At 65.2% G+C, this 12987-nt stretch carries 15 protein-coding genes; 7 read left to right on the forward strand and 8 right to left on the reverse strand.

What is annotated here, in order from left to right:
* Window positions 1-37: 37 nt before the first annotated feature.
* From FJ471_RS11615 to FJ471_RS11640, 6 genes are all read right to left on the reverse strand, one after another.
* Window positions 38-955, reverse strand: a complete 918-nt coding sequence (locus FJ471_RS11615) for a metallophosphoesterase (RefSeq protein WP_140803292.1) — start codon at window positions 953-955, stop codon at window positions 38-40.
* A gap of 135 nt (window positions 956-1090) precedes the next feature.
* Window positions 1091-2128, reverse strand: a complete 1038-nt coding sequence (gene ruvB, locus FJ471_RS11620) for a Holliday junction branch migration DNA helicase RuvB (protein WP_140803293.1) — start codon at window positions 2126-2128, stop codon at window positions 1091-1093.
* 43 nt (window positions 2129-2171) lie between these two features.
* Window positions 2172-2792 (reverse strand): Holliday junction branch migration protein RuvA, encoded by a 621-nt coding sequence (gene ruvA / locus FJ471_RS11625; RefSeq protein ID WP_140803294.1) that lies wholly within the window; start codon window positions 2790-2792, stop codon window positions 2172-2174.
* Between the two features lie 10 nt (window positions 2793-2802).
* Window positions 2803-3312: a crossover junction endodeoxyribonuclease RuvC gene (gene ruvC / locus FJ471_RS11630; RefSeq protein ID WP_140803295.1), complete on the reverse strand. Its 510-nt coding sequence runs from the start codon at window positions 3310-3312 to the stop codon at window positions 2803-2805.
* A 134-nt stretch (window positions 3313-3446) separates the two neighbouring features.
* A complete protein-coding gene (locus tag FJ471_RS11635) occupies window positions 3447-4511 on the reverse strand; it encodes a glycosyltransferase family 2 protein (RefSeq protein ID WP_140803296.1) in 1065 nt (354 codons plus the stop codon).
* A 297-nt stretch (window positions 4512-4808) separates the two neighbouring features.
* Window positions 4809-5339, reverse strand: coding sequence for a DUF1465 family protein (locus FJ471_RS11640; RefSeq protein ID WP_140803297.1), 531 nt, complete (start codon window positions 5337-5339; stop codon window positions 4809-4811).
* Between the two features lie 558 nt (window positions 5340-5897).
* On the opposite strand from FJ471_RS11640, the gene FJ471_RS11645 reads away from it, so the two are divergent.
* Window positions 5898-6449, forward strand: coding sequence for a DUF2269 family protein (locus FJ471_RS11645; RefSeq protein ID WP_140803298.1), 552 nt, complete (start codon window positions 5898-5900; stop codon window positions 6447-6449).
* Window positions 6450-6492: 43 nt separating this feature from the next.
* On the opposite strand, the gene FJ471_RS11650 is transcribed toward FJ471_RS11645, so the two are convergent.
* Window positions 6493-7263, reverse strand: coding sequence for a sulfite exporter TauE/SafE family protein (locus FJ471_RS11650; protein WP_140803307.1), 771 nt, complete (start codon window positions 7261-7263; stop codon window positions 6493-6495).
* Between the two features lie 159 nt (window positions 7264-7422).
* On the opposite strand from FJ471_RS11650, the gene FJ471_RS11655 reads away from it, so the two are divergent.
* A complete protein-coding gene (locus tag FJ471_RS11655) occupies window positions 7423-7914 on the forward strand; it encodes a GNAT family N-acetyltransferase (RefSeq protein ID WP_140803299.1) in 492 nt (163 codons plus the stop codon).
* Here the strand turns inward: FJ471_RS11655 and FJ471_RS11660 are convergent.
* Window positions 7898-8626: a class I SAM-dependent methyltransferase gene (locus tag FJ471_RS11660; RefSeq protein WP_140803300.1), complete on the reverse strand. Its 729-nt coding sequence runs from the start codon at window positions 8624-8626 to the stop codon at window positions 7898-7900. The genes FJ471_RS11655 and FJ471_RS11660 overlap by 17 nt on opposite strands.
* Window positions 8627-8939: 313 nt before the next feature.
* On the opposite strand from FJ471_RS11660, the gene FJ471_RS11665 reads away from it, so the two are divergent.
* The 5 genes from FJ471_RS11665 to FJ471_RS11685 all read left to right on the forward strand — a co-directional run.
* The gene (locus FJ471_RS11665; RefSeq protein WP_140803301.1) at window positions 8940-9587 is read left to right on the forward strand and encodes a thiamine phosphate synthase; all 648 of its coding nucleotides are present in this window, start codon (window positions 8940-8942) and stop codon (window positions 9585-9587) included.
* A gap of 1 nt (window position 9588) precedes the next feature.
* The gene (locus FJ471_RS11670) at window positions 9589-10752 is read left to right on the forward strand and encodes a tetratricopeptide repeat protein (protein WP_246684692.1); all 1164 of its coding nucleotides are present in this window, start codon (window positions 9589-9591) and stop codon (window positions 10750-10752) included.
* Between the two features lie 143 nt (window positions 10753-10895).
* Complete coding sequence (gene efp / locus FJ471_RS11675) at window positions 10896-11462, forward strand: elongation factor P (RefSeq protein ID WP_140803302.1); 567 nt, start codon at window positions 10896-10898, stop codon at window positions 11460-11462.
* A 97-nt stretch (window positions 11463-11559) separates the two neighbouring features.
* Entirely contained in the window at window positions 11560-12360 is an 801-nt protein-coding gene (locus FJ471_RS11680) for an inositol monophosphatase family protein (RefSeq protein ID WP_140803303.1), read from the forward strand.
* Between the two features lie 115 nt (window positions 12361-12475).
* A partial coding sequence (locus FJ471_RS11685) for a hemolysin III family protein (protein ID WP_140803304.1) occupies window positions 12476-12987 on the forward strand: 512 nt, incomplete at its 3' end.

Consider the following 12987-nt stretch of genomic DNA (forward strand, 5'->3'; position numbering starts at 1 on the left):
CAGCGGTTTGCCGTCTCGATGACCGATTTGACCGCCGTCAGGCGCTGTCGGCCGACCCAAGGTCGATCTGCAGGATCTCCGGCCGCACCCCGAAACGTATCGGGGCGATGCTGAAGCCCAGCCCTCCCGAAACGATCAGGTTGCGGTCGTTCTCGACGACGTGGCCGTAGGCGTAGCGGTTGCCATAGGCCGAAGGCACGACCGGCGAATAGCCGAACAGCCGCACCTGTCCGCCATGCGTGTGCCCGGACAGCGTCAGCGAGACCCGCCATGGAACCTTCGTGAAAATATCAGGCTCATGCGCAAGCAGGATGATCGGCTCGCTGCCTTGCACCTTGGCCAAGGTGCCATCGAGGTCGTCGAAGCCTTGGAAGCTGTCGCGGCCCTTGGCCTTGTTGGGCAGCAGCGCAAGCTGATCGGCGAGCCCTGCGATCCAAAAGCCCCGGCCCTCCTTTTCCAGGCGCACGACGTCGTTTTCCATGACAGGAATACCGACATGTTCCAAAGCCTTGCGCGAGATCGTCGGGCCGGCCTCCGCGCGCTGCGCCAGGCTATCGGTCCACCAATCGTGGTTGCCGAGGATCGAGAACACGCCGAGCGGCGCCTTGAGCCCGGATAGCGCGTCGGCCCATTCCGCGACCTGCACCCAGCCCGTCACAATTTTGGTTCCGGCGGTATAGTCGCCGAGCAGGACGATGACATCCGGCTGCAGCGCATTGGCCTCTTCGGCAAGTGCCGCGATCCGTTCGGGCGTCATCCAGGGCCGGCAGGCATGGATGTCGGCCAGCGCCACGACGCGCAATTTGAGCTCCGTCGGCCAGTGCGGCGGCGTCAGCGTGTAGCGCTTCACATGGGTCAGCAGCATCGGCTCGATGCCGACCGCATAGGCGCCGAGCGACACCATGGCGAAGGCCGAGCCGCCAACAAGGCGCAGGAAGGCGCGTCTGGTGATCATAGGTCAGCCCCAAGCCCTTGGTATTCCATCCAACAAGCCTGGCTTAAAGGCGGCAATTGCGCCCTCAGCTAGGCCGAGGCGCGCAGATTCTGCGCAGACCGGCCGTTGCGCGGCCGAACGGCGAACAAATCTGCGTTACTCTTCCTGGAAGAGGCTGATCTGCTGCTGGGCGATGTCCTTCGGCGGATCGAGCCCGAGATGCCGCCAGGCATTGGCGGTGAGCACGCGGCCGCGCGGCGTGCGCTGGATGAAGCCCTGCTGGATGAGATAAGGCTCGATGATGTCCTCGATGGCGTCGCGCGGCTCGGAGAGCCCGGCCGCGATCGTCTCGATGCCGACCGGCCCGCCGCCGAAATTGCGCGCGATCATCGACAGATAGCGGCGGTCGAGCGCATCGAGGCCGAGCGCGTCGACCTCGAGCCTGGTCAGCGCCTCGTCGGCGATCTTCCTGTCGACATGATCTGCGCCGGCGACGCTGGCGAAGTCGCGCACCCGGCGCAACAGCCGGCCGGCAATGCGCGGCGTGCCGCGTGCGCGGCGCGCGATCTCCACCGCGCCGTCGTCGCCGAGCGGCATCGACAGGATGCGGGCGCCGCGGCGAACGATCAGCTCCAGCTCCTCGACCGTGTAGAAATTGAGCCGCACCGGAATGCCGAACCGGTCGCGAAGCGGATTGGTCAGGAGCCCGAGCCTCGTCGTCGCCGCGACCAGGGTGAAACGGGCAAGGTCGATCTTGACCGAGCGCGCCGCCGGCCCCTCGCCGATGATGAGGTCGAGCTGGAAGTCCTCCATCGCCGGATAGAGGATTTCCTCGACCGCCGGATTGAGGCGATGGATCTCGTCGATGAAGAGCACGTCGCGCTCCTCGAGATTGGTGAGCAGCGCGGCGAGATCGCCGGCCTTCGCGATGACCGGGCCGGAGGTCGAGCGGAAATTGACGCCGAGCTCGCGCGCCATGATCTGCGCCAGCGTCGTCTTGCCGAGACCCGGCGGGCCGACGAACAGCACGTGGTCGAGCGCCTCGCCGCGGCCCTTGGCGGCATCGACGAAGACCTTGAGATTGGCGCGCACCGCGGCCTGGCCGACGAACTCGTCGAGCGACTGTGGCCGCAGCGTCTGGTCGGCATCCTCGCCACGCTTATCGGGGGCAATGAGGCGGGGCGAAAGGCTCATGCCGCCTTCCTTGCATAGGACCGACGGCGGGACAAGCGCGGCCTCACCGCGCCAGTTCCTTCAGGCCGAAGCGGATCAGCTTGGACGCATCCGCGCCCTCACCGGCCGATTTCAGCGCGGCCGCAACCGCATTCGCCGCGATGTCGCGCGAATAGCCAAGATTGACGAGCGCGGAGACGGCGTCGGTGATCGGCGCGGCCGCGACGCCTTCGCCGAGCTCCTGCTTGAGGCCGATCGTGCCGGTGGCCTCACCCGCATAGGCCGGTGCCTTGCTGCGCAATTCGGTGACGATGCGCTCGGCCACTTTCTTGCCGACGCCGGGAGCGCGGGAAACCATGGCGATGTCGCGCAGCGCGATCGCATTGGCGAGATCGGCCGGCGCCAGCGTCGACAGGATAGCCAGCGCCACCTTGGCGCCGACACCCTGCACATTGTTCATCAGCAGCCGGAACCACTCGCGCTCCAGTCCGCTCTGGAAGCCATAGAGCCGGATCATGTCCTCGCGCACATAGGTCTCGATGAACAGCACCACCGCCTCGCCAGGCGACGGCAGCGCGGCAAGCGTGCGCGCCGAGCAATGCGCCACATAGCCGACGCCGTGCACGTCGATGAGACAGCTATCCTCGTCGATCTCGTCCAGAGTGCCCTTCAGCTTGCCGATCATGATTGTCCCCTCACGCCAGCGCCGCCATGCGATAGGCCGCGCTCGGGCGGTGATGCGCGTGGCAGATGGCGATGGCAAGGGCGTCGGCGGCGTCGTCCGTGTCGAAGATCGCCTTCGGCATCAGCACCTTGACCATCATATGGATCTGCTTCTTCTCGCCGTGGCCGACGCCGATCACCGCCTTCTTGACCGCGTTGGGGGCGTATTCGGCGACCACCAGCCCGGCGCGCGCCGGCACCAGCATGGCGATGCCGCGCGCCTGGCCGAGCTTCAGCGTCGCCGTGGCGTCCTTGTTGACGAAAGTCTGCTCGACCGCCGCTTCATCCGGCATGGCTTGGTGCAGCACCTCGGCCAAACCGTCATGCAGCTGGCAGAGTCTCCTCGCCAATGACTCCTTTTCGTCGGACCGTACCGTGCCGGACGCGACGAAGCGCAGCGAATTGCCCACGCTGTCGATAATACCCCAACCGGTGCGCCTCAGCCCCGGATCGATGCCGATGATGCGAATCGCTTCCCCCATGCGCCAAGTTTAGCCTTGGCGGCAAGCGATGCCAGCGAAATGTGAACAAACCAGAAACGATCGCGACTCTAAGGTGGCATTCGAAGATCCCATCAAGCTGGCGTTCACGGGCTGGCGTGCCCGAAATCCCGGACCTAGTTCGTCACACGACGGATGGATTTCGACAGCCGCGTGAGAAATGCCGGCCTGGACGATGCGACAAGTTTCCATGCCAGGACTGCATTGCCCATGCGCTTGGGGAGGAGTCCGATGCAGAGGAACCAGGTCGCCAGCGCCGCCCGCCGCCGCCAGGACGCGTTCATTTCCAGACTGGCGGCGGCGCCCGCTCTTGCCAGTCCCAGGCGGGAGTCGGTTTCAACCGGATGCTGGGGCTCGTCGACGCAGAGCGAAGCCAGCCGCTCTTCCAGATGAACCGGATCGCGAAGGCCGGCATCCGGCGGCACGGTCAAGCCGATCTCGGCCGCCCGGCCGGACAAGGCTTCAAGGCGCCGGAAGTCATGCTCAACGCGCCAGCGCGCCCGCTCGGCAAGCTTTTCGGCAAAGACCGAATGGTTGGAACCGTGGATGCGGTAGGCGCCAAGGCAGGTGTCGATGGATTTCACCTCTCCGTGGAGCGGCGCGAGCGTCGCGAGATAGCCATCGGCGCCTTGCCGGAAATCGCTTTCGGGCATCGGCATTATCGGTTCCAGCGCCTCGCGGTCGAACGCCAGCCCGCTTGTCACCGTAGTCCGGTACCGCCCCTTGCGCAGCAATTCCGGGACGACGTCGCCCGAGTCGAACGGCTGTTCCGGAGGCGGAAAGACATCCTTGATATGCTGGTCCTCATCCACGAGATGCAATCTGAACTGCGCCTGGGCGACATCCGCGTCCCACTCGTCCAGCACCTCGGAGACGGCGTTCGGATAGAGATAGTCGTCGGCGTCGAGGAAAAGGACGATCTCCCCGGTGCTCGCCTCGAACCCGGTGTTGAACGCAGCCGCATGCCCGCCATTCCTGCGCCTGAGGCACGGACGGATCTTGTCGCCGTAGGATTCGATGACGGCCACCGACGCGTCCGTCGATGCGTCATCGACGACCACGACCTCGACATTTCGGTGGTCCTGCTCCAACGCGCTGTCGATGGCGCGCCCCAGGAACTGTCCGTAGTTGTAGTTGGGGATGATGATCGATACCGGGATGCGGTCCAATGGCGAATGCACGGGATCAAGCCTCGCAATCTGCTTTGGTCACAGTGACGGTGATTTTTTGCAAGACCGGCTCGGGTCGACCCGGCTGCGGCGAACGGCCCCAACTAGGGTCCCCTCGCTTCAAGGCAAGGGCGATCCTTCTCACGAAGGTCGGCATGGCCTTAAAATGCGATGACGGCTGCCGCGATCTCGAAGAGCGATCAGCGTCGCACGCGTTCGATTTGCGGCCAAAACGGCTCGCCGAATCGCGGGGCGATCAAGCGTATGCCGGTTCCCGTTCCGCGCGGCGCTATTGTTGCTGACGCGATTTCAGCCGCGCGCGAACGCCGTGTTCAAGAGGCTGATCTGGTCGGAAACCGGGTTGGCCCGTCGGCTGGGGACGTGCGTCTCGCTGATGACGCCGCCATAGATTTCCTCGTCCATGCGCCGCACCAGCGCCTGCAGGCGCAGCGAGCGCGTCACGAGATCCAGAAAATCCTTGGGCAGCTCGTTCCAGCCAAGCGCCTCGTCATGCGCGGACGCGGTGTCGAGACGCACCTTGGATTTCTCCGAAGCCACCTGGTCGCGCGTCATCTCGCCGGAATTCGCCGCCCGCTGCAAAAGCAGCCAGGAGGCGACCTGCATGAGCCTCGTGGTCAGCCGCATCGATTCGGCCGCATAGAGGGTCGCGGCCGTGCGCGACAATTTCTTGGCTTCGAGCCTGCCCTTGCCATCGAGATATTCGGCGGCCTGCTCGACCAGCCCCATGCCTTCCTGGTAGAGCGGCTTGAAGGATTGGGAGAAAACCCGGCGCTCCGCCAGTTTGATGGTTTTCGCGCTGCCCTTCGAAGGCTCGTTCATCGATACGCCCCTGCACTGCCGCCAGCCGATTCGGCATCCTTGCCGACGTGGCCCGCACCCTAAATGACTGAGGCTTGAAAATGCGCTTCGATACCCATGAAGGCAAGCGCATGTTTAACAAACGGTTAACGCCGCATCGTTCCAGCCATCCGCGAGCGGATGGCGCCGGCCAGCCGGCAGCAGATAAAAAAAAGAGCCGCGGATAAGGCGGCTCTCAGGAGTTTAACAGGGAGGCGTCAAACAAAGTGGCTCCAACCACTCGGTAAGAATCCAGCAAAACTGGATGCGCATAGTAAACGCCCGTAAAGCTTAATGAACCCTTAACGCGGCGGCGATTTTTTAAGCGAACGCGCTTTCCTTTGCCGGAACAGGACAGCCGGTTTCGCCGCCCGGAACCATCGAAAACCGGATTTTTCGAACGCCGATCGTGTCGGCCGTAACATGTTGGCTGCTGCCGCGGCATCGTTCCGAAACACGCGCCACGCAAAAGCCCGCTCCTCTGAAGCGGCGCGCAAATCCGCGTCGCTCGAAATCATACGGGATATCCGGGAGCAAACCATGGATTGGTATTCGATCGTCAAATTCCTTCACGTCGTTTCGGCTATTTTGTGGGTCGGCGGCGGATTCGTGCTGTTTCTGCTCGGCGTGCTCGCCGAACGAGCCGGCAACATCGAGGACAAGCTGCAGGCAATGCGCGCCAGCGGACAGCTCGGCGGCAGGTTCTTCGCCCCCATGTCGATGCTGACGCTGGTCTTCGGCCTCATCATGTGCGGCTTCTGGGTCGGCTTTGCCGATTTGTGGATCGTCATCGGCCTCGTCGGCTATGCCACGACCTTCTCGATCGGCATGTTGATCTTCAAGCCGACCGGCGAGCGCATGGGCGCCATGATCGCCGACCAAGGCGTGACGCCGGCCGTCCTTGCCATAGGCCAGCGCATGATGAGCTGGGCGCGCCTCGACTATGCGGTGATGCTGGTGATCATCGCCGACATGGTGCTGAAGCCCACCCTGCACGACATCGGCACCCTGGCCGGCATGGCGATGGTGGTTGCGCTGGGCGCCGCGCTGGCCTTCGGCGGCAGCCGCCAGATGGTGCCGAGCGCCGCTTGAATCTCTGTGGTGAGCTCTGTGGTGAGATGGCCAGACGGCCATCTCACCACAGGCCTATAATGCCATCCCACAGCAGCTTGGCGGCGACCACCGCGACGGTGGCGTAGGTGAACGGATAGAAGACCTCCGGCCGCATGCGGCGCACCAGCCAGGCGCCGGCGATCGTCGACAGCGGCGCAAGCGGCATCAGCACTGCCGAGGCCGTCAGGTTGGTGGTGTCGAACTGGCCGAGCGCGAAATAGGGGACGAGCTTCAGCGCATTGGTGGCGGCAAAGAAGATCGCCGCCGTGCCCGACAGCACTTTCGGGTCGAGCCGGATCGGCAGCGCATAGACCTGGAAGGGCGGGCCGCCGACATGGGCGACGAAGCTGGTGAAGCCCGCCACCGTGCCCCAGAAGGCGGCGGCAATGCGGTTCGGCCCCGCCGCATGGTCGGCGCCGTGGCGGAACTGCAGGTAGATCCAGCGCAGCACGAACACCAGCGCGACGGCGCCGACGATCAGCCGCACCATCTCCTCGGTGACCAGAGCCGCGGTCAGCCAGCCGAGCCCGATGCCGATGACGGCGCCAGGCATCATGTCGACCAGCATCCTGCGGTCATAGATGCCCCACCAGGTCCACACCGAAACGATATCCATCAGGCACAGGATCGGCAGCAGGATGGCGGCCGCCTGAACCGGCGGCATGGTCAGCGCCATCAACGGCACGCCGACGAAGCCGACGGCGCCGCCGAAGCCGCCTTTCGATAGGCCGACAAGGATCACCGCCGGAATGGCGGCGGCATAGAACCACGGATCGCTGAGCAGGCCTGACATCGGCAAGGGAAGGTTGAGAAGGCGGGGAGCCCAGCCATAGCGCAGAACAGCGCCGCCGGGATAGTCATTAATCCCGGCGTCCGCTATGCCGGCCCGACATTGGCAGCCGGCCGCGCTGCACAGGATCGCCGGTCGGCTCACTGCCTTGGAGGTGTGGACATGAGCGCCATCAGCATTCGCCGGGCCCGCGAAGCGGACGTTGCCGCGATCGTCGCGACGCTTGCCGACGATGCTCTCGGCCAGGCACGCGAAGACGCCGGCTTGCCGCTGTCGAGGGCCTATCTGGACGCCTTCGCGGCGATAGACGGCGATCCGAACCAATTCCTCGCGGTGATGACCGACGGCGACGATATTGTCGGCACGCTGCAGATCACCTTTATCGCCGGCCTGTCGCTGCGCGGCGCCCGGCGCGGCCTGATCGAGGCGGTGCGCGTCGCGGCTGGGCGGCGCGGCGAGGGCTTGGGACAGCGCCTGTTCGAGTGGGCTATCGACAAATGCCGCGAGCGCGGCTGCCGCGTCGTCCAGCTGACGACCAACAAGAGCCGGACCGACGCGCATCGTTTCTATGAGCGCCTTGGCTTCAAGGCCAGCCATATCGGCTACAAGCTCGAGCTCCAGGCCGGCGCCCAGCCATTCATCGCAGCGCTTTGACCAGCAGGAACATCGGCCGCTCGAGCTCTTCAGCCAATTCCGGCCGGGCGGCGATCTGCTCGTCCGTCGGGCGGAATTCCTCGACATGCCCGATGCTGAATCCGGCCTGGATGAGCAAATTGAGCGTGGTGCCGATGGTGCGGTGGTGTTTGACCACGCCCTTGGTGAACCAGTCGGTGGTGCGCGGTCCCTCGACCAGATACCGGTTGACCGGCCATGTCTTCCTGCCCGCGGCATCGACGGACCAGCCCGGGTTGGCCGGCGCCATATAAATCGGATGTTCCGTCGAGAAGACGAAGGCTCCGCCGGGCACCAGGGCCTCGTGAACCGTCGCGAACAGGCGCGCGGCATCGCCGACATAGTGCAAGGCAAGCGAGCTGTAGGCGAGATCGAAACGCGCCTTCGGCAGAGCGAGCGCATCGAGGTCGGCGCGCCGATAGCTTATGGCATCGTCGGAGCCGGCGGCGCGTGCGCGGGCAAGCATCTTTTCCGACAGGTCGAGGCCGAGAACCTCGCTTGCGCCATGCGAACGCGCCCAGCGGCAGAACCAGCCGAACCCGCAGCCGAGATCGACGATGCTCGAGCCGCCAACATCGGGCAGCATGGCGCGCAGCGCCGGCCATTCCGGCGCGCCGTCCAGGCCCTCGACCGATCGGCCGAGCCGGCTATAGCCGTCGAAGAATTCCGGGCGATCGTAGATGTTTTGCGCCATGGGCCTGTCCTGCTTTTGCCGGCGTATCTAGAGCATGATCCCGAAAAGTGGGAACCGGCTTTCGGAGAAAGATCATGCCCTAACAAAAGAGTTGGACCGTGATGGCGATTCAACGAAACGCCATCACGGTCTAGCGGACGTCCTCTCGTCTTCCAACGCCGTCCGCGAAACCCGAACGGGGAACGCAAGCCGCAGCGCCGGTTAAGCATTTTGGCTTTGGCTCCGTACGCCTGCTGTTCAAGCCGCCCCCTTTGCTCTATGCCGCAATGCAACCATCTTCGCCCGGCATAGGCGAAACCGGGACCGAAGGCCAATGAACGATTTAACCCCGCCCAACCGCTGCCGCATCGTGCTGATCGTGCCGCCGCTCGTGCCGGCCGAGCAGATCTGCGCGGCCTTCGAGGGCGGCGACGTCGCCTCGCTGATCCTGCCCGACAACGGCATGGACGATGCGTCCTTCCAGGCCTTCGCCGAAAGGATCGTGCCGATCGCTCAAAACGCCGGCATTGCCGTGATCATCGCAGGCGACAGCCGCGTCGCCGGGCGCGTCCAGGCCGACGGCATCCATGTCGACGTGAAACCCCAGGAGCTGGCCGAGACGATCGAGCGCGTGGCCGGCAAGATGATGGTCGGCGTCGGCGGCGCCAAGACACGCGACGAGGCGCTGGAACTCGGCGAGGAACGGCCCGACTACATGTTCTTCGGCCGCTTCGGCTATGACAACAAGCCGGAGCCGCATCACCGCAATCTCGCCCTCGGCGAATGGTGGGCCGAGATGATCTCGATCCCCTGCATCGTCATGGCCGGCTCCGAGCTTGCTTCCGTCGAGGCGGTGGCGGCGACAGGCGCCGAGTTCGTGGCGCTGTCCAGCGCCGTGTTTGCGGACGGGCGTGATCCGCGCGCGGCGATCGCCGCCGCCAATGCGCTGCTCGATGAAACCGCGCCGCGCTTCGAGGGCTGACATGCGCCTGCGTGTCCCTTGCCTGGTGGTCCTGGGCCGGGTGGTTCTGGGCCCGGTGGTTCTGGCCAGTCCGTTTGCGCCGGCCGCGATGGCAGCCCAGACCGTTCCGGTGCCGCAGCCACGGCCGGATGCCGGCGACCCAAGCGCCGGCACGCCGAATACGGCCACGCCCAACACAGCCACGCCCAACACCGCCACGCCGGACCTTGGCGCGCCGGACGCGAGCAGGTTCGGCGGCGCTCAGCATATCGACAAGCCGATCCAGAACACCTTGCCGCAGCCGGCCACCATGACGCCGCCATCGGCCGACGCCGTCAATCCCGACCGCTTCGGCGCGAAACAGCCGGACGCCGCCTATGGCGCCTTCCAGCGCGGGCTCTACAAGACCGCCTACAACCTTGCCATGGACCGCGCCAAGAACGGCGATCCGGCCGCCGAGACGCTGGTGGCCGAAATCCTGTCGCGCGGACTGGGCGTGCCGCTCAACCCGGCCGAGGCCGGCAAATGGTATGCGCTGGCCGCCGAACAGGGCGTGCCGGAGGCGCAGTTCCAATATGCGCTGATGCTGCTCGACGGCCGCTATGTGAAGAAGGACGAAAAGGGCGCCTTCGCGCTGATGCAGGCCTCGGCCGAGGCCGGCAACCGGCTTGCGCAGTTCAACTTCGCCCAGCTGCTCGTCCAGCAGGATCCGGGCGACACCGGCCTGGTGAAAGCTGCCGTCTATTACGAACGCGCGGCCGCCACCGGCCTTGCCGATGCCCAATACGCGATGGCCCAGCTCTACGCCAATGGCGTCGGCGGCAAGCCGCATGACGACGCCCAGGCGCGCATCCTCCTGGCGCAGGCCGCGAGGCAGAATTATGACACCGCGCAGGTCGACCTTGCCGCCTGGATGATCGACGGACGCGGCGGCCCGCGCGACCTGAAATCGGGCTTTGCCTGGATGAAGCAGGCGGCGCAAGGCGGCAACGTCGCCGCCCAGAACCGCCTCGCCAAGCTCTATATGGGCGGCATCGGCACCGACCCGGACCTGATCCTTGCCGGCGCCTGGTACATCGTCGCCCGCCGCGCCGGGCTGATCGACCCGCAGATGGACGATTTCCTGCAGGGTCTCGACGACGACCAGACCAGGCAGGCGCTGCAGAAGGCGAACCGGCTGCCCTGACGCGCAGTGCCACGGACGGCATGTCCGCGGCTCGCTTGGGTTCCCTCCCTTGCCTCCCTCCCTTGCCACTATGTGCAATTTGTGGTCTTGGAGGCGCCAAAGCGCGACCCGCGCCAGAAAAATCTCACTCGGATCAGTTCATCATGGCCAAGATCAGTGGCAACGAAATCCGTCCCGGCTATGTCATCGAGCACGATGGCGGGCTGTGGGTGGCGGTCAAGACCAACACCGTCAAGCCAGGCAAGGGCGGCGCCTATAACCAGGTCGAGTTGAAGAACCTGATCAACGGCACCAAGCTCAACGAGCGCTTCCGCTCGGCCGAGACCGTCGAGCAGATCCGTCTCGACCTGAAGGATTTCTCGTTCCTCTACGAGCAGGGCGACGCGCTGGTGTTCATGGACACCGAAAGCTACGAGCAGCTCGAGCTGGCGAAGGACTTCGTCGGCGAGCGCGCCGCCTTCCTGCAGGACGGCATGATGGTGACGGTGCAGCTCTACGAGGAACGGCCGATCGGCATTTCGCTGCCCGACCAGGTGACATTGACCATCACCGAGGCCGACCCGGTGGTGCGGGGCCAGACGGCGGCCTCCTCCTACAAGCCGGCGGTGCTGGAAAACGGCATCCGCGTGCTGGTGCCGCCTTTCATCTCGGCCGGCGAGCGCATCGTCGTCGACACCAACGAAATCACCTACATGCGCCGCGCCGACTAGAGCATGATGCCGAACCGAAGGTCAGCGCAGCAAAAAGTTGCAGGCTTTTCGGAGAAGATCATGCTGAAGGTTAGACGGCGAAAAGCAGGAAGAAAAAATGGCGCGTTCCGCTCTCCTCAACGTCATGGTCCAGGCCGCGATGAAGGCCGGCCGCTCGCTGTCGCGCGACTTCGGCGAGGTGCAGAACCTGCAGGTCTCGATGAAGGGACCGGGCGACTATGTCAGCCAGGCCGACCGCAAGGCCGAAGAGATCGTCTTTACCGAACTCTCCAAGGCGCGGCCGGGCTATGCCTTCCTGATGGAGGAGCGCGGCGCCGTCGAAGGCGAGGACGCCCAGCACCGCTGGATCGTCGATCCGCTCGACGGCACCACCAACTTCCTGCACGGCATCCCGATCTTCTCGGTGTCGATCGCGCTTGAGCGCCAGGGCCAGGTCGTCGCCGGCGTCGTCTACAATCCGGCGATGGACGAGCTCTACACAGCCGAGCGCGGCGGCGGCGCCTTCATGAACGACCGCCGGCTGCGCGTTGCCGGGCGCTCCAAGCTGACCGCCGCGGTGATCGGCTGCGGCGTGCCGCATCTCGGCCGCGGCCAGCACGGCAATTTCCTGATCGAGCTGCGCAACGTCATGGCCGAAGTCTCCGGCGTCCGCCGTCTGGGCTCCGCCGCGCTCGACCTTGCCTATGTCGCGGCCGGACGCATGGACGGCTTCTGGGAAACCGGCCTGTCGTCCTGGGACATCGCCGCCGGCATGCTTCTGGTGCGCGAAGCCGGCGGCTTCGTCTCCGACATGAGCGGCGGGCAGGAGATGCTCGACAATGGCGAGGTCGTCGCCGGCAACGAGCTCATCCAACGCGCGCTTCTCAAGACCGTGAAGAAGCCATTGGCTGCTCGCTGACTGACTATGGCATCCTTTGCGCGTCGAAAGGACGCGCGCCTTTAGTCGCAAAACCGCAACCGAAGCTTGAAATACTGGTCCGCGAGCGCCCAGATTAGGGTTGCAGGATCATTTGATGAGCAACGCGCGGCCAGATACCCAGATCGAGATCCCCTTTGTGGGGCGCTGGCACTATTCGCGGGCCGAAATGATCGCCGACGGTGTCGTCCATGCGGTGGGCATCGTGCTGGCGATCGCTGCCGGCTCCGTCTTCCTGGCTTTGGCCGCCTTCCATTCCGGTCCGGGCGAGTATGTCGCCGCGGTGTTCTATGTCGTCTCGCTGCTCACCGTGCTCTCGGTTTCGCTGGCCTATAATCTGTGGCCGGTGTCCTGGCCGGCGAAATGGATCCTGCGCCGCTTCGACCATGCCGCGATCTATCTGCTGATCGCCGCCACCTACACACCCTTCCTCGCTCAGCTCGACAACTCGCCGCTGGCGCTGCCCATGATCGTCGTCGTGTGGAGCGCGGCAGCGGCCGGCATCGCCATCAAGATGTTCCTGCCCGGCCGCTACGACCGGCTCGCCATCGTCTTCTACCTCGCCATTGTCGAGCATCTCCTGCCCGCCGCTCATGTCGGAGACGAAGC

This window comes from Mesorhizobium sp. B2-7-1, assembly GCF_006440735.1.
Classification (GTDB): domain Bacteria; phylum Pseudomonadota; class Alphaproteobacteria; order Rhizobiales; family Rhizobiaceae; genus Mesorhizobium.